This is a genomic window from Paenibacillus sp. XP01 (genome assembly GCF_057364885.1).
In genome coordinates this window covers 2,905,523-2,925,263 of sequence record NZ_CP139481.1, presented here as the reverse complement: position 1 = coordinate 2,925,263, position 19,741 = coordinate 2,905,523, and the positions used below count along the sequence as shown (strand labels likewise).

Annotated in this window: 15 protein-coding genes and 2 riboswitches; of the genes, 2 read left to right on the top strand and 13 right to left on the bottom strand. The window is 53.5% G+C overall.

Annotated elements, in window-relative coordinates:
- Positions 1-42: 42 nt before the first annotated feature.
- The 4 genes from atzF to SNR34_RS13485 are packed head-to-tail and all read right to left on the bottom strand — an operon-like array spanning position 43 to position 6,790.
- A complete protein-coding gene (gene atzF, locus SNR34_RS13500) occupies positions 43-1,794 on the bottom strand; it encodes an allophanate hydrolase (RefSeq protein WP_486182123.1) in 1,752 nt (583 codons plus the stop codon).
- Entirely contained in the window at positions 1,791-5,405 is a 3,615-nt protein-coding gene (uca, locus tag SNR34_RS13495) for an urea carboxylase (protein WP_486182122.1), read from the bottom strand. Before uca ends, atzF begins: the two co-directional genes overlap by 4 nt.
- Positions 5,398-6,066: an urea amidolyase associated protein UAAP2 gene (locus SNR34_RS13490; protein WP_486182121.1), complete on the bottom strand. Its 669-nt coding sequence runs from the start codon at positions 6,064-6,066 to the stop codon at positions 5,398-5,400. Before SNR34_RS13490 ends, uca begins: the two co-directional genes overlap by 8 nt.
- Position 6,067: 1 nt before the next feature.
- The gene (locus tag SNR34_RS13485; protein ID WP_486182120.1) at positions 6,068-6,790 is read right to left on the bottom strand and encodes an urea amidolyase associated protein UAAP1; all 723 of its coding nucleotides are present in this window, start codon (positions 6,788-6,790) and stop codon (positions 6,068-6,070) included.
- A gap of 70 nt (positions 6,791-6,860) precedes the next feature.
- Positions 6,861-6,968: riboswitch (guanidine-I (ykkC/yxkD leader) on the bottom strand.
- 263 nt (positions 6,969-7,231) lie between these two features.
- On the opposite strand from SNR34_RS13485, the gene SNR34_RS13480 reads away from it, so the two are divergent.
- Positions 7,232-8,563, top strand: a complete 1,332-nt coding sequence (locus SNR34_RS13480) for an APC family permease (RefSeq protein ID WP_486182119.1) — start codon at positions 7,232-7,234, stop codon at positions 8,561-8,563.
- A 150-nt stretch (positions 8,564-8,713) separates the two neighbouring features.
- Here the strand turns inward: SNR34_RS13480 and SNR34_RS13475 are convergent, their stop codons facing one another.
- The 3 genes from SNR34_RS13475 to SNR34_RS13465 all read right to left on the bottom strand — a co-directional run bounded on the left by SNR34_RS13475 (position 8,714) and on the right by SNR34_RS13465 (position 10,076).
- Positions 8,714-9,028, bottom strand: coding sequence for a DMT family transporter (locus SNR34_RS13475; RefSeq protein ID WP_236416872.1), 315 nt, complete (start codon positions 9,026-9,028; stop codon positions 8,714-8,716).
- Positions 9,025-9,372 (bottom strand): DMT family transporter, encoded by a 348-nt coding sequence (locus tag SNR34_RS13470; protein WP_486182118.1) that lies wholly within the window; start codon positions 9,370-9,372, stop codon positions 9,025-9,027. Before SNR34_RS13470 ends, SNR34_RS13475 begins: the two co-directional genes overlap by 4 nt.
- 94 nt (positions 9,373-9,466) lie before the next feature.
- Positions 9,467-9,567, bottom strand: a riboswitch (guanidine-I (ykkC/yxkD leader).
- A 95-nt stretch (positions 9,568-9,662) separates the two neighbouring features.
- On the bottom strand, positions 9,663-10,076 hold the full coding sequence (locus SNR34_RS13465) for an Lrp/AsnC family transcriptional regulator (RefSeq protein WP_339277939.1): 414 nt from the start codon (positions 10,074-10,076) through the stop codon (positions 9,663-9,665).
- Positions 10,077-10,292: 216 nt separating this feature from the next.
- On the opposite strand from SNR34_RS13465, the gene SNR34_RS13460 reads away from it, so the two are divergent.
- The gene (locus SNR34_RS13460; RefSeq protein ID WP_486182117.1) at positions 10,293-11,081 is read left to right on the top strand and encodes an MBL fold metallo-hydrolase; all 789 of its coding nucleotides are present in this window, start codon (positions 10,293-10,295) and stop codon (positions 11,079-11,081) included.
- 424 nt (positions 11,082-11,505) lie between these two features.
- Here the strand turns inward: SNR34_RS13460 and SNR34_RS13455 are convergent, their stop codons facing one another.
- The 6 genes from SNR34_RS13455 to SNR34_RS13430 all read right to left on the bottom strand — a co-directional run bounded on the left by SNR34_RS13455 (position 11,506) and on the right by SNR34_RS13430 (position 19,636).
- Complete coding sequence (locus SNR34_RS13455; RefSeq protein ID WP_486182453.1) at positions 11,506-12,912, bottom strand: family 43 glycosylhydrolase; 1,407 nt, start codon at positions 12,910-12,912, stop codon at positions 11,506-11,508.
- A 39-nt stretch (positions 12,913-12,951) separates the two neighbouring features.
- Positions 12,952-14,736 carry a glycoside hydrolase family 2 protein gene (locus SNR34_RS13450; RefSeq protein ID WP_486182116.1) on the bottom strand — a complete coding sequence of 595 codons (1,785 nt, stop codon included), beginning with the start codon at positions 14,734-14,736 and terminating at the stop codon, positions 12,952-12,954.
- 16 nt (positions 14,737-14,752) lie between these two features.
- Positions 14,753-15,655, bottom strand: coding sequence for a carbohydrate ABC transporter permease (locus SNR34_RS13445; protein ID WP_236416862.1), 903 nt, complete (start codon positions 15,653-15,655; stop codon positions 14,753-14,755).
- A gap of 23 nt (positions 15,656-15,678) precedes the next feature.
- Entirely contained in the window at positions 15,679-16,650 is a 972-nt protein-coding gene (locus SNR34_RS13440) for an ABC transporter permease (protein WP_486182115.1), read from the bottom strand.
- Between the two features lie 54 nt (positions 16,651-16,704).
- Complete coding sequence (locus tag SNR34_RS13435; RefSeq protein WP_486182114.1) at positions 16,705-18,432, bottom strand: extracellular solute-binding protein; 1,728 nt, start codon at positions 18,430-18,432, stop codon at positions 16,705-16,707.
- A gap of 220 nt (positions 18,433-18,652) precedes the next feature.
- Positions 18,653-19,636, bottom strand: coding sequence for a glycoside hydrolase family 43 protein (locus SNR34_RS13430; protein ID WP_486182113.1), 984 nt, complete (start codon positions 19,634-19,636; stop codon positions 18,653-18,655).
- Positions 19,637-19,741 lie beyond the last annotated feature (105 nt).

The window sequence follows — 19,741 nt, the reverse complement described above, 5'->3', positions numbered from 1 at the left end:
AAAAAGCGGCGATCCTTAGGATCAGCCGCTTCGTTATCGTGTTTAGCTTGTATGCGAGACAGTGTTATTCGCTTCCGCGTTCCTCCATCCACCCATGGACGTGATATCCACGCCCTCTGGTGCAGCCGAGGCTTCACAACTAAAACCGGACACAACTCTGCCTTCCTGCAACCGGATTTTGCCGATACCGAGCGGGGCGGGAATGGCTGCCGTGAATACGCCAAAAGAGGAAATCGGCATGCTCCACAGCTCCAATGCGATGGATTCGCCCTCTTCAAGCACATGAACCAAGCCAGGCTTGGCTGGAGTCGTATCCAATCGATACAAGCGATATTCCGGTGCAGTCCGCGCCTCTTCCACAAAATAAGCCCCCAGCCCGGTCATCTGAGGTTCCAGCGCCATACCTCTCATATGCAGCCCGCAAACGGCCACCAACATGCGTTCTTGGCTCCGCTCCACCCATTTTGCAGCTTCTACCATAACCGCTTCCTGATCGGGCAGCGTAAACAGCGTCAGTCCAAACGGCAGATGTTCTGCCGCATCTCCTGCTGGAACAGCAACGGCGCTTAAATCGAGCAAGTTGCAATGATTCGTATACAGCCCCATTAGGCTGTTCGTTCGAATCGGATCCTGCCGCACTTGTGCCCTCGTCCACGTTCCTCCACATGTGGGCAGGACAAGGACGGCATCTTTCAGCAAAACTTCCGTGCTGCGGCGAATCTCGGCCAGACGGTGCTGCGCCCGGAACAGCGAAGCTGCCGTAAATTCCTCTTTGCCGCCTGTCCGCAATATATCTTCGGTTACGGGAAACAAGGCTCCGGGATGCGCCTGCACAAACGACTCCAAATCCGCCCACCGTTCAGCGACGAGCGGTCCTTCATACAGAAGCGCAGCAGCCTCTTGCAGCAGGGACACATCGACCTCCTCCACGCTGATCCCTGACTGCAGCAAGGTTTGTTTCGCCCTTTTCCAGGCCGCTTCATACGCTTCGGCAAATGGGCCGAAAAACGTCAGGTCGCCTTTGGGAAACAACCATCTGGCAGGTGCGCGGGACGGCCCAAGAGGGCGGGCTTTCGAGAAAGCATCTTCGGGATGCGGCCCCCGCACCACGCCATCGACGGCGACGGCATCTCCGAGCGCATGCGCAAAAACGGTGATGCAGTCGATGCTCCGGCATGCGGGCACCAAACCGATGGAAGGCCATGCCCCTACAGCCGGTTTGTACCCGACAAGACCGTGGAGTGCGGCTGGCACCCTGCCCGAACCGGCGGTATCGGTGCCGAGCGCGAAAGCTGCCTGCCCCAAGGCAACGGCTACCGCCGAACCCGAGCTTGATCCTCCGCTGATGAGCTCAGGCCGCAAAGCGTTGTGCGTTTCACCATATGGGCTTCTTGTACCTACAAGCCCTGTGGCGAATTGGTCGAGGTTGGTTTTGCCGACCGGGATGGCGCCGGCAGCGACCAATCTTTCCACGACAGCTGCATGCCGCTCCGACTCGCGCTCATACTCGGGACAACCTGCCGTCACGGGCCAGCCCTGCACTTCAATATTGTCTTTGATGGCAAACGGGATGCCCCACAGCGGATAATCGGCGATGGACAAATGTTGAATATTGTTCAGATATGGAGCAATCAACTCCATCGACGGCGGCGTGACCCAGACATGATCATCTTCCGTATCGCTTGCCCGCCTGATGATGCTCTCCACCACCTCCGAAGGCGTGAAGCTGCCACGGAGATAACCGGTACGAAGCGCATCGATGGTCATCCTTTTCGGAACGGCATTGATCGTCATCGCACAACCTCCTCCTTGATCGCCGGAATGATCGCCGCAATCCAGTCTCCCGACTTGATCTGATCCCCTGGCGAAACGTAGATCGAAGCAATAACTCCATCTGCCGGAGCCAGCTGCGGGAACTCCATTTTCATACTTTCTTCTATTATAATAGTGTCGCCTTTACGAACCTCTTGGCCTGGCTCGACCAACACCTTCCACACGCTGCCCGACATGGAACTGCTCATGCCGAGACTGCCCTCCGGCATCTCTACCTCTTCCAGCGCAGCCGCGGCTTCAGGCTCGGAGACGTATTCGGCAATGCCAAGCTCCTTCCAATAGTTCCGTTCGGCCTGGAATGCGCTCTGCTGCTGCTTACGGAAGTTGCCTGATTCCTCGGCGATCGAGTTCAACCATTCCAGGTACGTGCCCAAATGGAACGTGGTCTCCTCCACCTCGACGGCAAAGCCGCCACGCGGAAATTCTTCGCGCATCTTCAGAAGCTCCGCTTCCGACACAGGATAGAATTGAAGCTGATCGAAAAATTGCAGCAACCAAGGCTTTCCTGCTTCAAAATGGTTCGTCTCTCTGAACGTGTTCCACATCTGCACCGTACGACCGACGAATTGATATCCGCCCGGACCTTCCATCCCGTATACGCAAAGATATGCGCCGCCGATGCCTACGGCGTTTTCCGGCGTCCACGTGCGCGCAGGGTTATACTTGGTCGTCACGAGCCGGTGGCGAGGGTCCAGCGGCACGGCAACCGGTGCTCCGAGATACACGTCGCCGAGCCCCATGACGAGATACGAAGCATTAAACACAATTTCGGCAACTTCCTCCAATGAACCCAGCCCGTTCATGCGCCGGATAAATTCCAGATTGCTTGGGCACCACGGCGCATCCGGTCTAACGTTTTGCTGGTAACGCTCAATGGCAAGACGCGTCGCCGGATCATCCCAGGACAGCGGCAGTTTGACGATCCGTGAAGGCACTTCGATCGTTTCCAGCTCCGGAAGCTGCAAGTCCAACTCCATCACCAGTGCTGCCGCTTCTTTGACGGACATACGGGACGCATCGAGATGGATTTGCAGCGATCGGATGCCGGGAGTCAGCTCGATGAACGGAATGTTTCCACTAGATTTGATGGCTTCCATAAGCACGTACGCCTGGAAACGATACAACAGATTCAACTCCCGCTCCCCGTATTCCACGAGGATGTTCTCGTCGCCGGAGCAGCGGATGGCGATGGCAAAACGTCTGCCTTCTGTCGCTTGGGCCAGGATCGGCATGTAATCGCCCCTGGACGTTTCGGGCAGCGCTGGCAGCAATGGTTGAACGTCAAGCTGTTGCACATACTCCTCTTGCTCCGCTCTGAGCCGTTCTGCTTCTTCGACGGTGATCAACTTGAAACGAACCTTGTCGCCAGGGCTTAATTGACCCAGCTTCCATAGTTCTGCGGTCGCCGTCGTTACGGGACAGACAAATCCGCCGAGACTCGGCCCGTCCGGTCCGAGCAGGATCGGCATGTCGCCCGTCAAATCCAGCGCGCCGACGGCATACGCGTTATCATGAATGTTGGACGGATGCAGTCCGGCGTCCCCACCATCGGTTCTCGCCCACAGCGGAGCCGGGCCGATCAGGCGGACGCCGGTTCTGGAGCTGTTGAAATGCACTTCCCATGTTGTCTCGGTCAACTGGCCAAGATACGCGGGCAGAACGTACTCGTCGGTGCAATGCGGACCCGGGATGACGCCAATCGTCCATTCATTGCTATACTCGGGTCTGCGATCCGCTGCAAGCGGAGCAAGCGGGCTTCCTTTGGCTTTGCCCACCCGAAGGACGGCTCCGGTCCGCAGCGCACTGCCCCCATGTCCGCCGAAGCCTCCCAGCGTAAACGTCGCCGCACTCCCGAGCGTAAGCGGCATGTCAAGTCCTCCGGCTACGAGCAGATATGTCCGCATCCCTTGTTTGGCCTCGCCCAAGGTCAGCACTGCGCCAGGAGAGGCAGTGATCGGTGAATAGGGTTCAACGATGAGGCCATCCAGCTCGGCATTCATATTTGCACCTGTCAAACAAAAAGTGAGCTCATCCCTGAAACGGTATGTTCCCCCGCGAAGCGTCATCTCCAGTCCGGCCGCTTGTTCTTCATTGCCCAGCAGCCGGTTGCCGATGCGAAAAGCAAGCTGATCCATCGGGCCGGATGGCGGCACTCCGATATCCCAGTACCCGATTCTGCCCGGGCTATCCTGCACGGTAGTCTGTACGCCGCCATCGAGCACTTCGATCGCATGCTCCATCGGTTTAAAGCCGGAAAGCATTCGGGTATGCACCGTTCCGCTTGCGAATGCATCGTTATCCAGGAACGCTTCAATATATGACTGATTGGTGGTCACGCCGTACACGCGAAGCTGCTGCAGCGCGACTTTCATCTTGGCAATGGCTTCGCTCCGCGTCTCGGCACGCACGATCAATTTCGCCAGCATTGGATCATACAGCGTCGTTACATGTAACCCCGGCTGAATCCAACTCTCGATCCGCACCCCTTCAGGCCAACGGATGGCATCGATGCGTCCATCGCTTGGCCGGAACTCGTTCATGCAATCCTCTGCGTACAACCGCACCTGCAAACTATGACCTGTCGGCGCAGGTACAGACACATTCAGCGAACCGAATTCATTGGCCTTTTCTTTGACCATCCATTCGACCAAATCAATGCCAAGCACTTCTTCCGTCACGCCGTGCTCTACCTGAAGCCTCGTGTTCACCTCAAGGAAATAGAAACGCTCCTCATCCGGATCGTACAGAAACTCCACCGTCCCCGCATTGCGATACCCTGCCGACATCGCCAGCCTGCGCGCGCATTCATGCATCTCTTTCCGGACATCGTCGGGCAAGCACGGTGCCGGAGTCTCTTCAATGATTTTCTGGTTGCGGCGCTGCACGGAACAGTCGCGTTCTCCCAATGCAAACGCTTCGCCGCTGCCGATACCGAAAATTTGAACCTCGACATGACGTGCGCGAGCGATGTACTTTTCCAGAAAAACGCCGTCGTCGTTAAAATGGGCTGCCGCGAGGCGCGATACCGATTCGAAAGCTTCCCTCAGCGCTTCTTCATGCTCGCAGACCCGCATTCCGATTCCGCCCCCGCCTGCCGTCGATTTCAGCATGACCGGATAACCGATTTGGTCCGCTTCTTGAACCGCTTCCTCCAGCGTGTTCATCAATTCCGTGCCGGGCAGCAGTGGTACGCCTGCTTCCGCGGCCATCGCCCGTGCCGTATGCTTCAAGCCGAACAGCTCAATATGTTCGGGGGATGGCCCGATGAAGGCGATGCCCTTCTCTGCGCACGCTCTCGCAAATGCCGCATTTTCGCTCAGAAACCCGTATCCCGGATGAATGGCGTCTGCACCAGCCTCGATGGCCGTCTGCAGAACCAATTCGGCGTTCACGTAGCTCTCTCTGGCCGGACCTTCCCCGATCAGGATCGCCTCGTCTGCATGTTCCACATGGAGGCTGTCCCGGTCCGCCTTTGTGTAAATGGCTGCGCTGGATACGCCCATCCGGCGCAACGTCCGCATGATGCGCACCGCAATGGCACCGCGGTTGGCAATGAGTACTTTTTTAAACATGCGCGTTCACTCCTTCTGCATCCCATACAAGCACTTTGGCTGGAGTAGGGTTATAGGCATTGCATGGATTGTTCAATTGCGGACAGTTGCTGATCAGCACGGTGACCGGAGCAAGCGCAAGCAATTCCACGTAACGGCCAGGTGCGGAAATGCCGTCGGCAAACGTCAGCTCGCCTTCCGGCGTGACCGGAACATTCATGAAGAAATTGACGTTTGGCGCCAAGTCCCGCTTCGTATATTCCTCCCGCCGGGAGAGCATCAGCATAAACGTATCGCGGCAGTTATGCATCGGAAGTGTATCGTGCGCATAACGCACCGTGTTGCTCTGTGCCGAACAAGCGCCACCGATCGTATCATGCCTGCCGCAGGTATCGGCTGTAATTCGGAGCAGTGCCTGGCCCGATTCGGCGAGCAGCGTCGAACTTGTGGTCAAGTACAGATTGCCCTGTTGGGTAATCGTCCGCACCGCGCTGTAGTGGTCGGACGGGTCTGTCGTGGAATAAAACAGCGTATCCACCGCTTGATTGCCTTCCATATCAACGATGCGCAGCGTTTGTCCTGGCAGCAGATCGTGCAGCCAACCGTCTCCTGCTGGAATGATATGTTCGTAGATGGCGTTTTCGGTGCGCATCTCGCTTTGTACAGGTTGAAATGTGTTCATATTAGTTGACCCCTTTCATCAATGTATAGGCATTCCATGTATTTTCGAAGGCTCTGCGGTTTTCGCCGCAATGAAGTACGCATGGATCAAGTTCCGATACAGGTTCGGCGTCGGTCACGGTAACGATGATGCTTGCATCCGGATATTGATCTGAAGGATCAAGCGGATGCGGCGTATTCGATAGAACCAGCAAAATATCCATCTCCGTGCGGAGCGTAACCGACCGGCCAGATGTTTCCTGAGCCGTGTATCGCATCGTGCCGTCCCGTTCGCAAACCACTTTGGAGAAAAAGTTGACCGGGACCGCGATATCGCGTGGCGACAGGTTATGGCGGAACAGCTCTACCCTGAAGTTCTCTTCGCCGTTTCGCAGCCAGTCATTACGCTGCGCCTGGTATGTTGTCGTTCCGTATTTTTCGTCCGTAGCTTCCCGAGTCGTATAACTGGATAACGGATCATGCCATCCCACCGAATCCTCCGTGATCGAAGCGAGCACTCTGCCTTGGTCGCTCATCAGTACGTTGCCGCTTGTCAAAAATGCGGTGTGCTGGGCTTTCAACGTATCTGGCATGTTATAGCGCTCGGCCGGATCGAGTGTATGGAACAGCAGTGCCGCAACATTGGCGCGTTCTCCGGTTGCCTTAAGGGTAATGTTCTTCCCTCGGCCTATGCGGGCGGACCATTTGCCGCCAGGCTGCAATGTCATTGTGAATGGGACTGTCATTGTGCATTCCTCCTGAAAAAAAGTATAGAAAAAAGCCCGGGAGAAACATCAAAGATCGCTCTTTGATCGATTCTCCCGGGCTTTTGTCCCGCCGTGTACATCAGATCGGATTCCTGATGCGTTTTCTCTCGGACCAGTCGGCCGGCGTTAGCGGCCCGGAACCCTAGAAAACATTTTATGCAATTCATGTTATGAATACTAACACGTAAAATCATGAATCACAATAGTTTTTTTGAAAAAAGTTCAAGAACAGGTCTTTCGGCTTGTGTTTTTTCACATCCTTTATTCAAAACCGCGAAAATTCTACTAAAGAAAATAATCAAACGTTCGGTTATAGCGAAAAATAAGGCTTGATTTTTAACAAAAGCCCTGCAAGAATGTGAAGTGTTATAACATGAACAAAACGATCGATTCGTTATGAATTTTGAAGGAGGTTTTAATATGTCACAAAAACTAACACTGAAAAGAAATCTCTCCTTAAGCCATGTGGTGACGATGGGATTGGCATGGATGTCCCCGATGATATTTTTCACAAGCTTTGGCGTGCTTCATGAAGGTTCCCAAGGCATGCTGCTGGCCGCTTACGTGCTTGCGTTTATCGCCATTCTGTTTACCGCGGCCAGTTACGGACAGATGGCCAAAGCGTTCCCGGTGTCAGGTTCTGCCTACACCTACGTAAGTCAAGCGATGAATCCGTTTATCGGCTTTTTGGTCGGATGGGTTATCCTGCTCGATTACCTGTTCTCCTGCATCGTGGCCGTGCTCATGTTCGGGATTAACCTCCATGCGCAGTTCCCTTCCATCCCTTCTTCCGTCTGGATCGTTCTGCTTACGCTGGTCGTGATGACGATCAACATCATTGGCATCAAAACGTCAGCGAACGTCAACAAAGTTTTTGTGCTCATGCAGATCGTCTTCATTGCCGGCTTCTGTTCCTTTCTTGTATATAAAGCGATGACGCAAGGCATCACTGCCGGCTTGAATCCCCTGAATTCCGTCGAAGGCGTCCCAATCTCTGCCGTATTGGCCGGTGCATCGCTCGTCTGCTTTTCTTTCCTCGGTTTTGACTCGATCACCACGATGGCGGAAGAAACGCGTACCCCCGAAAAAACGATTCCGCGTGCCATTCTGATCATCGTCAGCGCTGCCGGCATCATGTATTTTGCGACCGCGTATCTGATTCAACAGATGCTCCCATCCTTCACGTTCAGCCATATGGACTCCGCAGGTTTCGAATTGATGCAGGCCATCGGCGGCGGAACGCTTGCGTCCATCTTTACTTTTGTCGTCATCTTCTCCGTGCTTGCACAAGGCATGTCGTCCATGACTACGGTTTCCAGACTGTTGTTCGTGATGGGAAGATCCTCCCTGCTGCCGCGCAAATTCAGCTCGATCCACCCCAAATTCCGCACACCCGTGTTCAATATCGTGCTGGTCAGCCTGATTTCGCTGGCGGCGCTCTTCATCCGCCTGGAAACCGCGATCATGTTTGTCAGCTTCGGCGCGCTCACCGCATTCCTGTTCGTGAATCTGTCCGTCATCTGCCATTACATTATTCGCGAGAAAAGACGCAGCATTCAGGACTGGATCGTCCGCATGCTCTTCCCTTTATTAGGCGCGATCTTCATCCTGTATCTCATCACCAGGCTCGAAGCTTCCTCTCTGCTGCTCGGTACCGGCTGGATCGTGTTGGGTCTGCTGATCTACGCAAATCAACGGCTGAAATCTACGTCCAAAAGCAGCACGTTGGCTGAGATCGAAGAAGCCATGTGAACGCACAAGGCAAGTGAAATGCCAGGTGCTCTGAAAATGCCAAAAAGAACCAGAATGCCGAGGCATCCGGTTCTTTTGGGTGTTTTGTTCTTTTAGGTGCATGACGCAATATGGTTTCCACGGTTCGTGGCTGCTACTCTCTCTCATTCATCAACTGACCAATTTCAATCCGACCGCCGACCCAAGCACCATGGCGATGAACAAAATCCTTGCTGCATTCCGCGGTTCACCATAAAAAATCATGCCAAGAATCGCTCCGCCCGATGCTCCGATGCCGGTCCAGACGGCGTACGCCGTTCCCATCGGCAGTGTTTTCATCGCCAAGGACAAGAAGAAGAAACTCAAGCCAAATCCTGCAATCATATAGATCACGGACAACATATTCCGATCTTTGTTGAATTTATTGATCATGAGTACGCCAACCATTTCGAAAATCCCCGCCAAAATTAAAAATACCCAGTTCATCGTTCCTGCACCCCATTTTCTTGTTTCTTTTCTTTGCTGAGCATTTTAAGACCGATTACGCCAAGCAAAAGCACACCGATCAGCAGCAGTTTGGACGCCTCCACCCCCGCCCCGAACAACAAAATTTCCGCAAGGACGGTTCCGGCCGTTCCCAACCCGACAAACACGGCATACACCGTTCCGACCGGAAGCGTGCGCGCGGCCATAATCATTAACGTGAAACTGACAATAATGGCAATCACCGTGGCTCCCCATTCCAAAAATCCGCTGGCATGTTTCAGTCCGATGACCCATCCAACCTCAAACAATGCCGCAATAACGACAGATCCCCATGTCTTGTTCATTTTCTGCATCCTCCTTTTGATTACGCTGCATGTAATATTGATGTAAAGCAGCAAAAATAAAAAAAGCCCGGGAGAAAACTGCATGCAGCAGTTTATCTCCCAGGCTTTTATCCTTCCGTGACACAGTCGCTCGCGACTGTGAGTTTTCTCTCGGACCAGCCGACAGGACGTCGCGGAACCCTAGAAAACATTTGTGAATTTCAGTTGTAGTTCATATTATACACAGGCAGAACCAGAATTCAATACTTTTCAGGCAAAAAGTTAACAATGACGTAACATCGTCAGGCAGATCAAAGTTTGTTAATGATGATGTTTAACTTGTAGTTTGCATGCTCGTTCAGCTTTACCAAAAATCGGTCCAACGCTTCATTGGACGGAAAACGGCTCTCCAGCATATAACATCCTTCGCCGCTGATTTTGTAATGATTAAGCATGTTCGGCTTATATGCCTCGATGAAATCAAGGTACGGTTTGTGATGCAGGCTTTGCGTAAAAATCGTGATCATTGCATGCACCTGACATCCGATTTTAGATTGGTTAATGTTAATCGTATACCCCTCGATGACGCCCTGATCTTCCAATTTGGCTACCCTCGTCGCAGCCGCTTGCCCCGTAAGGTGAACCTTTTCGCCAAGCTCTTTCATCGTGATGCGGCTGTTTCTGGACAGCTCCTCCAAAATGCGCACATCGGTTTGATCCAGCACGACATCGCCCCCTCTCTGTCCATTCATCCACTCTCTATCGAAACCGCATTAATCATTAACCAATCATACCAGGCCACTGCAAGTGCAGCACCCTCTTCCGATCGCTTTTCTTTCATAAATCAAGCCAAAGCAGGTAATGACTTGATTTTATCTATGTAAACGGCCGCTGTCCATCCTGTACACTGAAGGCATCTTGAAATAAAGGAGCACTCACCCATGAAAATAACGCAAATCCGTAATGCAACGATCATTATCCAATATGCCGGAAAAACATTTTTGGTCGATCCTTTTCTTGCTGACCAAGGTGCATATCCCCCGTTTCCCAACTCGGTCAGACAGGATCAGATGAATCCGCTCGTAGGTTTGCCGCTGCCGATCGAACAAATTGTCGACGTGGACGCCGTCATTGTGACGCACCTGCATTTGGATCATTATGATGAGGCAGCCATACAACGGCTTCCCCAAGGAATCAAGATGTTTGTGCAAAACGAAGCAGATGCAGCCAAAGTGGCTGAGGACGGTTTTGAACATACGGAAGTGCTGAAGCAGGATAGCACTTTCGGGGACATTCAGCTCGTGAAAACCAAAGGTGAGCATGGCCGGGGCGAAATCTTGAATCTGGCCGGAGTTGTCTGCGGCGTAGTGTTCAAACATCCGGATGAACCCACGCTCTATGTCGCCGGAGACACCGTTTGGTACGAAGAAGTGGGACAAACCATTCTGACGCACCGTCCTGACGTGATCGTGGTTAACGGCGGCGACAACCAGTTTCTGCAAGGAGGCTCTCTCGTGATGGGCAAAGAAGACATCTTCGAAGTACACAAAGCCGCGCCGGAAGCAACGATCGTGTCGGTGCATATGGAGGCCGTAAACCATTGGACGCTGTCGAGAGCCGAGCTGAAGGCATTCGCGCAGGAGAAAGGCATGGCCTCACAGGTACTCGTACCGGATGACGGGGAATCGTACACGTTTGAGCGAGCAGTGATGAACTGCGAGCAGGCTTGATCTCTGGAGGCTGCAACTTTGCTTGGAAAAGCAGCTTCGCTGCGTAAAAGGAGCGACTCTCGCCAGCAGCCAAATGTGCTGGATGAGGTCGCCCCTTTTTCACGACGTTCGGCTGAGCGCTAACGAACCTCACACGTCTTATCCGGGCGTTTTTCGCCACTTTGTGTGGCTAACGAACTTCAGTCACCTTATTCCGCCTCATCCGTGCAGTTTCTGCGCTTTTGTGGGCCGATAACGTGCCTCAGGTTCGCTAGAATCTGGCGCAACTATCGCCTACAATCCAACACTGTCCACACCCTCATTCAAAAAAAAGGTGCCCCGCTGCGCTTTACGCTAACAGGGCACCTGCATTCATTTCATGACCTGTCGTTGGGGCACTCCTCGTCTTCCTCCGCACGCAAACAACTCTCTCCCAAACAGACCATCATATCTCTCCGTTGACAGGCTTGATATCAAAGTAGTCGATCTCGCCGTACCCGTCTCCTTTGGTGAATTGGATTTTGTTCACACCTGCCTTGAGCTGGATTCTGGCCGTGGACAGTCCCCAGTTTTCCCAGCCCTTGTTCGTGATATGGAATGCATTTGCGGTGCCTTCGTTCACGCTTAAGCGAAGGTTGGACCAGTTCCCGCCCTCCGTGCCATTCGCTGTTCTCGCCAGCAGGATGTATTCGCCTGCCATCGGCACGTTGACGTCATATTCCACGTAACTGTCGGCAGTATCAATATGTCCTGCCTTCCAGCCTCCCGAGCCGTTGGGACTTTGCGAAGCGTAGGCCGCCCCGCCGAAAGTTCCCTCTTCGCCTTCGTACCGGACAACCGCTGCTTCGCCCGAAGGCAAAGCGATCGGTTGATTGGGATTGGCCGGGACTCCGAGATTCGGCGTATGGTCCGCGTTCCACGTGAACTTTTGCATCCGAATTTCCCGATTCCAGCCGCTGTTGTTGAATTTGGCCGTGTGATACACGATCCAGTCCTCGGTGCCGTCCGGAGACTTCGTGAACGAATGGTGGCCAGGGCCGAATAGGCCGTTACCCGATTGGAAAATCGGCTGGTTTCGTTTCTGCCAGGACGCCGGATTCAGCAAATCGCCGGATGTGCTGGCCGTGATCAGCCCGAGGCAATAATCGTTGGTCCAGCTGCCGCTGGCCGAATACACCAGACTGATCGTGCCATTGCGGATGATGACCTGAGGGCCCTCATTCACGTTGGGTGAATGGTTGGTCTCCCAAGCGTACGTAGGCCGCGCAATTTCCACGCGATTGGAATCGATGGTCCATGGATTGCTCATATGCGCGATATACAGATTCTGCCGCACATTCGTGTCGCCTTCCCAGCCTGACCAGATAAAATACAGCTGCCCGCCCGTTTGCAGCACCGTGCCGTCGATGGCCCATTTGTTCGTCGGGTCGGTGATCTGGCCTTTGTACTGCCAAGTGCCTTGCGTCGGGTCCTGAGACGTATTTTCCATGACATACATCCGATGGTTCACGTTATCCCCATCATCTTTGGCATAATAGATGTACCAAGCCCCGTTAATATAATGCAGCTCAGGAGCCCATATGCCGCAGCATCCGGTATTTACCACCGTTGTAGGCGCCGCGTCGATCGCCGTCAGCTGCTTGGATTTCCAGATCGTGACATTGCCGCCGGTCGTTTTCGTAAAGTAATAATAACCGTCCGTATGTTTGTAAACCCAAGGGTCCGCCCCGTCCTGCATGACGACATTATAGAAGTTGTTCTGCGTGCTGGCGGCATAAGAAGCACCGTCCATAGGGAATACCAGCAGGGCACATAGGGCGAGCAGCAGTGTTTTTCCATGCCTGACCTTCATCATTCAACACGCTTCCTTCCCGAATTGGATTTGAACGGCTTATTTCCGGCCTTCCATGATGCGGCGAATCGCTTCCAGCGGAGCCTTGGGCTGTCTGTCGTACGTCAGCAGTCCATTGATCTCCTGTTCGACGTCGGTCAATTGCGTATAACAATACCCTTGCACGACCGGAGAATCGAACATCGGCCGCACGACGGCCTCCAGCTTTTGCAGAAATTCCTCTTCGTTCTCGGCGCCGGAGTAACCCCAGCCTTCCCATTCGCTTTTTTTGAACGCAATGCCCCCGAATTCCGACACCAGGATCGGTTGACTCTCGTAAGCCGCTCCGCCAACGAACAGCCTGCGATTGGACGGCATCGAGCTGGTGACGGATTCCACGCTTGCATAACGCGCCTCCAGCACCTCTTGGCGGCTCTCGTAATCATGGATCGTCAGCAAGTCTGTCGTCATATGCTCCCAGCCATCGTTATATACGACCGGCCGGCTGCCGTCGAGCGATTTGGTCAGATGCACCATCGCTAACCCATGCTGCTGCTGGCGCTCATCGACCTGCACGTTCGGGACGCCCCAGCTTTCGTTCAGCGGTACCCAGGTCACGATGCAAGGGTGATTATAATCCCGCTCGATGATCTCCTGCCACTCCCTCGTGAAACGACGAACATACGATTCGGAATAGGCGTAAGCATTCGCAGCCTCGCTCCAGACCAGCAATCCCATCCGGTCGCACCAGTACAGAAACCGGGGGTCTTCCGTTTTCTGGTGTTTGCGCACGCCGTTAAAGCCCAGCGCTTTGGCCAGCTCGATATCCTTTTGGATAGCCTCGTCGGAAGGAGGGGTCAGCACGCCATCAGGGAAATACCCCTGGTCCAGCACCAGCCGCTGAAAGTAAGGGTGATTGTTCAGGCACAGCTTGCCGCCTTCGATCGATACTTTGCGCATGCCGAAATAGCTGACGACTTCATCAAGGGATTCTTCTCCACGCAGCAAACGCAGGTGAATGTCATACAAATGCGGATGTTCCGGACTCCACAAACGCCCCATGCCATGTTCGAAAAAGTCATTCAAACCGATGGTCCGCATCGCCTCATTCTGTCTGATCCCGTACCGGTCTTCTGCTACAAGCTTTCCTTGATATGTGACCGACACTTCAAGCGTCAGCTCTTCGGATGAACGGAGACCTTCCAGGAAAGCGCGCACCCGGATTTCGTTCCGATCGATGTCAGGGGTGAGCCTGATCCTGGATAAATGCACGCGGGAGACCGGTTCAAGCCACACGCTTTGCCAAATTCCCGTCGTACGGGTGTAGAAAATGCTCGCCGATTGCTCCTTCCAATACTGCTTGCCCCGCGGCAGCGAAACGTCGCGACTGAAATCCTCGGCGCGCACGACAACCCAATTGTCGTTGTCCGCCAGCGCGGAAGTAATGTCTGCCTGAAACGGGGTATGACCTCCTTCATGCGTCGCGACAAGGTTACCGTTCACCCACACTTTGGCCGAATAATCCACTGCACCAAAATGGAGCACGATCCGTTTGCCCTTCCATTCGGCCGGGACTTCGAAGCTTCGGCGATACCATACGATGTCATGGAACGAAGGATCACCGATGCCGCTAAGCGGGCTTTGGAAGGCAAACGGGACCTGAATTTTACGCGAAAATGCCGTTAACCGCTCGGTACTGTACCATTTCTCTTCCTCGCCGATGCAAGCATCGTCGAACTGAAATTCCCATTCGCCATTCAAGCAGCTCCATGTCTTGCGCATAAACTGCGGTCTCGGATAATCCGCACGCGCGATCGATGCTGCGGTTGCCTTTTCAGTTGTCATGGTTAACCAATCTCCTTCAGCCTTTGATCGAACCGACGTATACCCCTTTGACGAAATATTTCTGCAGGAAAGGATATACCATCAGAATCGGTATGGTGGATACAACGATGGTGCAATATTTGACCAGTTCCCGGTAAGCGGTCGAGCTTCCGGCACTGTCGATGACGACGCCGCCCGCGCTGCCCATCGTCGTTGCCGATGAATCGTTGGCGACCAGAATCTCCTTCATCAGCAGCTGCAGCGGGAATTTGTCCCGATCCTGCAAAAGCACCATCGCGTTGAACCAGGAATTCCAGTTCCCCACGAGGTAATACAGGAAGATGACCGCCAGCGTCGCTTTCGACAACGGCAAAATGACATAGAACAGGATGCGGGCCTGGCTTGCGCCATCAATGGTCGCGGACTCCTCCAGCTCGGCGGGAATCGCCTGAAAGCCGGTCCGCAGAATGATGATGTTCCAGGTACTCAGCGCGGTGGGCAGAACCATGGCCCACAGGTTGTTGAACAGGCCGATATCCTTCATCAGCAGAAACCAGGGAATCAGTCCTCCTCCGAAAAACATCGTAATCGTGATCACGATCATGATGGCGTTTTTGAAATAAAGGTCCCGCCGGGAGAGCACAAACGCGCCCATGATCGTCATAACCATGTTGATCAAGGTGCCCAGCCCGACGTAAATGATTGTGTTTTTGTACCCCACCAGCAAGCTGTTATCCTTGAAAATCAGCTTATATCCGTCCAGCGTGAAGCCGAGCGGTTTCAGCAGCAGCCCTTTGTGGGCAACCAGCCTGGCCGGATCGCTGAAGGACGCAAACACGATATGCAAAATCGGATACAGGCACGCCAGGGTCAGCACAGTCAACAGCGTGTAGTTAAACACGTCGAACATGCGGTTGCCCATCGATTTGCGTACGCTCATCCCCACATCTCCTTTCTGCCAACCTACCATAAACTCACATCGGAATAACGTCTGGCGAGCCGGTTCGTGACCCATAACAGGGCAAAATTGATCACCGAGCTTAACAGGCCGACGGCGGTGGAATAACTCAAGCTGGCTTCCCTCAGCCCGCGCCGATATACATATGACGCAATAACGTCAGCCGTATCGTAGGTCAGCGGATTGTACAACAGAATGATCTTTTCGTATCCGGAAGCCATCAGACCGCCGATCGCAAAAATGAACAGGATGACGATGACCGGACTAATCTGCGGCAGCGTAATATGCCACATCTTCTTGATCCTGCCCACGCCGTCGATCTCCGCAGCTTCGTACAGTGCGGGGTCGATGGAGCTCATCGCCGCCAAATAGATGATGCTTTCCCACCCGATGCTCTGCCAAATGCCCGAGAAGGTGTAGATCGGCCTGAACAGGGACGAGTATCCGAGCAGCGAGCTGTACTCCTTGCCGGTAATGAATTCGAGCAGTTGGGTCAGGATGCCCCCGTCGGCCGTAAAAATGTGGATCATGCCGCAGACGACCACGAGTGAAATGAAGTGGGGCATGTACGTGATCGTCTGCACTATTTTTTTGAACCGGCCGTCGCGGGCTTCGTTCAGCATCAACGCAAGAATGATGGGAGCCGTGAAACCAAACACGATGCCCCAAACATTGAGCAGCAGCGTATTTTTGACGACCCGCCAAAAGTACGGGCCTTCGAAAAATTCGATAAAATGTTTGAACCCCACCCACTGGCTGCCATCAAAGCCAAGGAGCGGTTTATAGTCCTTGAATGCGATCAGCACACCCCACATCGGCCCGTAGCAGAACACGAGAAACCAGGCAATGACCGGAATGGCGAGCAGGTAGGCGAACCAGTTCTTCCTGAAGTCTTTCTTGATCATGTTCCGTTTGCTTCCGCGCGGCGAAGCGGTCGCCAGGCCGCCCACGTTTTTGTTTTTACGTATCGTCAGCATGGAATAAACACCTCTTTTCCGGCTTCTCCGCTTCCCTTCAGCATGTCTTTCACCCTACCTTTGGTTATAGCGGTCCAGCGCGGCCTGGTGCAGACTCAGAAATTCATCCAGCCCCATCTTCTGCGCCTCGCTCAGGAACTTGTCGTACGCATCCACCGGAAGCTCGCCCATGATGATTTTGGCAAAATATTCACTGCGAAGCGTCGCGAGCTGGTTGCCCAATTCGGCTTCCCGCGAGGCTTCTTCCTGGGTGAACGTGATCGGCGGCATGGCCATGCTCGTATCCATGTTCTCGGTCCATTCCTTCCGGATATCCCCCGAATAACTGCCTTTTGCAACGATTAGCGGATTGGAATGATGCTCGTCGCGAATAGACGGCCAAGAATGCATGCGGTATTTGAGCAACGTTGTGGCTACAGGCTGACCATCGGGATCGTTGTAAATATAGCTGTCCTCCGGAAAATAGGGTTTGCCATTCTCGTCGATCAAGTGCACGGTCCCGTATTCGCCATAGTTCACGATTTCCCAGCCCTTTTTGCTGTAGTTAAAATCCAGCCACGCCATCGCTGCTTCAACGTCCTTGCATTGGGTCGTAATCGCTGCAGCCCGTCCGGTACGCATGAAATTTTTGTACGTTGTGGCAGACTTGTCGCCTTCGTTCAAGACCGGGTTCAGAGCACCGACAAAATCAATGTCGTTTTGCTGCTTCCAATAACTCCACATCGTATCCGGCGAATCCATCATGACAGACGTTTTGTCCGATATCGCGCTCGCCATGCGCTGGTTGAAGTCCGCCGTCGCCCAATCGCGGTTGAGCAAGCCTTCCTTGTTCCATTGCTGCATGGTGGCCAAGTACTCCTTTGCCTTCGGCTGGGCAGGCCCCCACGCTACTTTTCCGTTATTGTCGAGGAACGTCCAGTCCCAAACGCCGTAGGCGCCATTGATAATGCCAGTAAAAATTTGGCCGTAAGATGAGCCGTAATTCAGCGGTTCGGCATAACCGGCTTCTTTGCTTTTTTGCAAAAACGTATGCCATTCGTCAATGGTCGCCGGTACGTCCAGCCCCGTCTTTTCAAGGGCTTCCTTTTTGATCAACGTGCCGAACCAGGTCCATTCCGAATACGGCGCGATGCCATAGAAACCAAGCAGTTTGCCGTCGTCCGTCACCGTCGTTTTCCTGCGCATTTCGTCCGAATTGCGCCATGCGGAGTAGTTGGGCGCGTTGGTTTCCATCAGATCGGTCAGATCCATGTACGCACCGTCGTTCAGACCCGCTTCCAGGCCTCCCGGATAACGCTCGGGGTTGATGATGATATCCGGCAGTTCGCCCGACGAGATCATGAGCGTGAACGCATCCGCTTCCTGTCCGACGGGAGGTGTAATAAAGTTGACCTTGATGCCCGTCAGCTTTTCGATCTGCTTTTGGACCTTATGATTGTTCATATCGGGGATGTTCGGGTCGGCAGGCAGCCAAACATCCAGCGTAACATCTTTGGAATACGGGTAAGCGGAATAGTCGTTCGGTATTTTTTGATCAAACAGGTCCCCCAAGTACGTATCGTTTAACGTTGTGTTGACCTCATCGATCTGCGCTTGGGAAGGAGCTGTATTCCCCCTGATCGTTGAGCTAATATCGGTAAAAGCCACTTCCTTCCGCTCTATGGAATTCCCCTTTTCCGGAGCTGGCGTCTGCCCGGCATCTGTGCTGCTGCAGGCGGCGATGGACAGCACCAGCGCAGGCAGCAAGGTAAGCGTGATCAAACGTTTTGACCATTTCGTCATACGAATCCCCCCGAATCGATTTGTGGGAAGCCCTTTCGAACAACGTTTTTTTATTATTGTTTTTTTGTAATCCACACCCGTCAAACGTACAAAACATAAAAATGATACCGTTTTCATCTTTCTTTTTTGAAACATATGTTAAAAAAATGCTTCTCCTTAGGGTGTTCTGGAGAAACTCCGGTTTACTTCCATTGTTTTTGAAACAAATGCCGCATAGCGACTACCTTCCCTCTCGCTCACCGTGATCACCGGATGGAAAAGAAAGCTCTTGCTCATCGCCAAGTGGCACGCCAAAGCATGGAGTTCCGTCTTCGTTCCACTCGAAACGCTGAATGCGTGTTGCCCGCAGTGCCGTATCCGCTCCCGGAGCGGGGAGCGCATGGTAAACGATCCAATCCTCCGTGTTATCGGGTGACTTGGTAAAACTGTTGTGTCCGGTCGCGTACACGGCGTGTTCCGGATTTTTTTTGAATACAGGTTTATCCGACTTGCTCCAGGAACTAGGAATCATCGGATCGTCCTGCTCGTTCATCGTCAGCATGCCCAGTGAATAATCCTCGGACCAAGTCGTACTTGCGGAATATACGAGGAATACACGTCCGTTTCTGTGCAGCAGCACCGGTCCCTCATTGATCGCCATGCCGCCCTGCTTCTCCCAGTCCATGGTCGGAGCCGTGAGCAGCACATGATCGCCAGTGACCTTGATAGGACTGGACATACGCATAATGTAGATGGCCGAACCGTAATCGGGAAAGTGACCATACCCGGCATAAAGAAAATACAGTTCTCCTCTTAGCGTAAACACCGTTCCGTCCAATCCGGGAACAGGAGTGTCCAGCGCCCCTTTCCACGTCCACTCCCCTTCAAGAGGGTTGGCGCGTTCGTTCTCCAGCACGCAAATTCGGCGAGTCTCATCGCCACCCCCATCATTGGCGGTAAAATAGACGTACCATTTCCCCGCTGCATGATGGATCTCCGGCGCCCACAAGTTGCGGCTATAGGCACCGCCCGGCTCGGGGTTCCAAATGACCTTCCTTTTGCCTTCTCCGATGCGGGCCAAAGATGCCGACTGCACCAGTTCCAACCGATCCGACCGCGTGTGCATGAAATAGTACTGACCGTCCGTATGCTTCATCACCCATGGATCAGCTGCCTGCGCAACGACCGGATTGCGGAAGACGTTTTTCTCGTTGATCAAATTCATGTGCCCTCCCCTTTGTTATGTGTAATATCGCGATTCTTCTCTCATTATCTGGCAAACATGTTTCATAAACAATTATGAAAACGCTTCATTTGAAGCTCAAAAAAA

What these genes read in the sequence shown, in the direction of transcription:
- atzF (WP_486182123.1), bottom strand. Translation starts at nt 1,794, where the DNA reads ATGACGATCAATGCCGTTCCGAAAAGGATGACCATCGATGCGCTTCGT.
- uca (WP_486182122.1), bottom strand. Translation starts at nt 5,405, where the DNA reads ATGTTTAAAAAAGTACTCATTGCCAACCGCGGTGCCATTGCGGTGCGC.
- SNR34_RS13490 (WP_486182121.1), bottom strand. Translation starts at nt 6,066, where the DNA reads ATGAACACATTTCAACCTGTACAAAGCGAGATGCGCACCGAAAACGCC.
- SNR34_RS13485 (WP_486182120.1), bottom strand. Translation starts at nt 6,790, where the DNA reads ATGACAGTCCCATTCACAATGACATTGCAGCCTGGCGGCAAATGGTCC.
- SNR34_RS13480 (WP_486182119.1), top strand. Translation starts at nt 7,232, where the DNA reads ATGTCACAAAAACTAACACTGAAAAGAAATCTCTCCTTAAGCCATGTG.
- SNR34_RS13475 (WP_236416872.1), bottom strand. Translation starts at nt 9,028, where the DNA reads ATGAACTGGGTATTTTTAATTTTGGCGGGGATTTTCGAAATGGTTGGC.
- SNR34_RS13470 (WP_486182118.1), bottom strand. Translation starts at nt 9,372, where the DNA reads ATGAACAAGACATGGGGATCTGTCGTTATTGCGGCATTGTTTGAGGTT.
- SNR34_RS13460 (WP_486182117.1), top strand. Translation starts at nt 10,293, where the DNA reads ATGAAAATAACGCAAATCCGTAATGCAACGATCATTATCCAATATGCC.
- SNR34_RS13455 (WP_486182453.1), bottom strand. Translation starts at nt 12,912, where the DNA reads ATGAAGGTCAGGCATGGAAAAACACTGCTGCTCGCCCTATGTGCCCTG.
- SNR34_RS13450 (WP_486182116.1), bottom strand. Translation starts at nt 14,736, where the DNA reads ATGACAACTGAAAAGGCAACCGCAGCATCGATCGCGCGTGCGGATTAT.
- SNR34_RS13445 (WP_236416862.1), bottom strand. Translation starts at nt 15,655, where the DNA reads ATGAGCGTACGCAAATCGATGGGCAACCGCATGTTCGACGTGTTTAAC.
- SNR34_RS13440 (WP_486182115.1), bottom strand. Translation starts at nt 16,650, where the DNA reads ATGCTGACGATACGTAAAAACAAAAACGTGGGCGGCCTGGCGACCGCT.
- SNR34_RS13435 (WP_486182114.1), bottom strand. Translation starts at nt 18,432, where the DNA reads ATGACGAAATGGTCAAAACGTTTGATCACGCTTACCTTGCTGCCTGCG.
- SNR34_RS13430 (WP_486182113.1), bottom strand. Translation starts at nt 19,636, where the DNA reads ATGAATTTGATCAACGAGAAAAACGTCTTCCGCAATCCGGTCGTTGCG.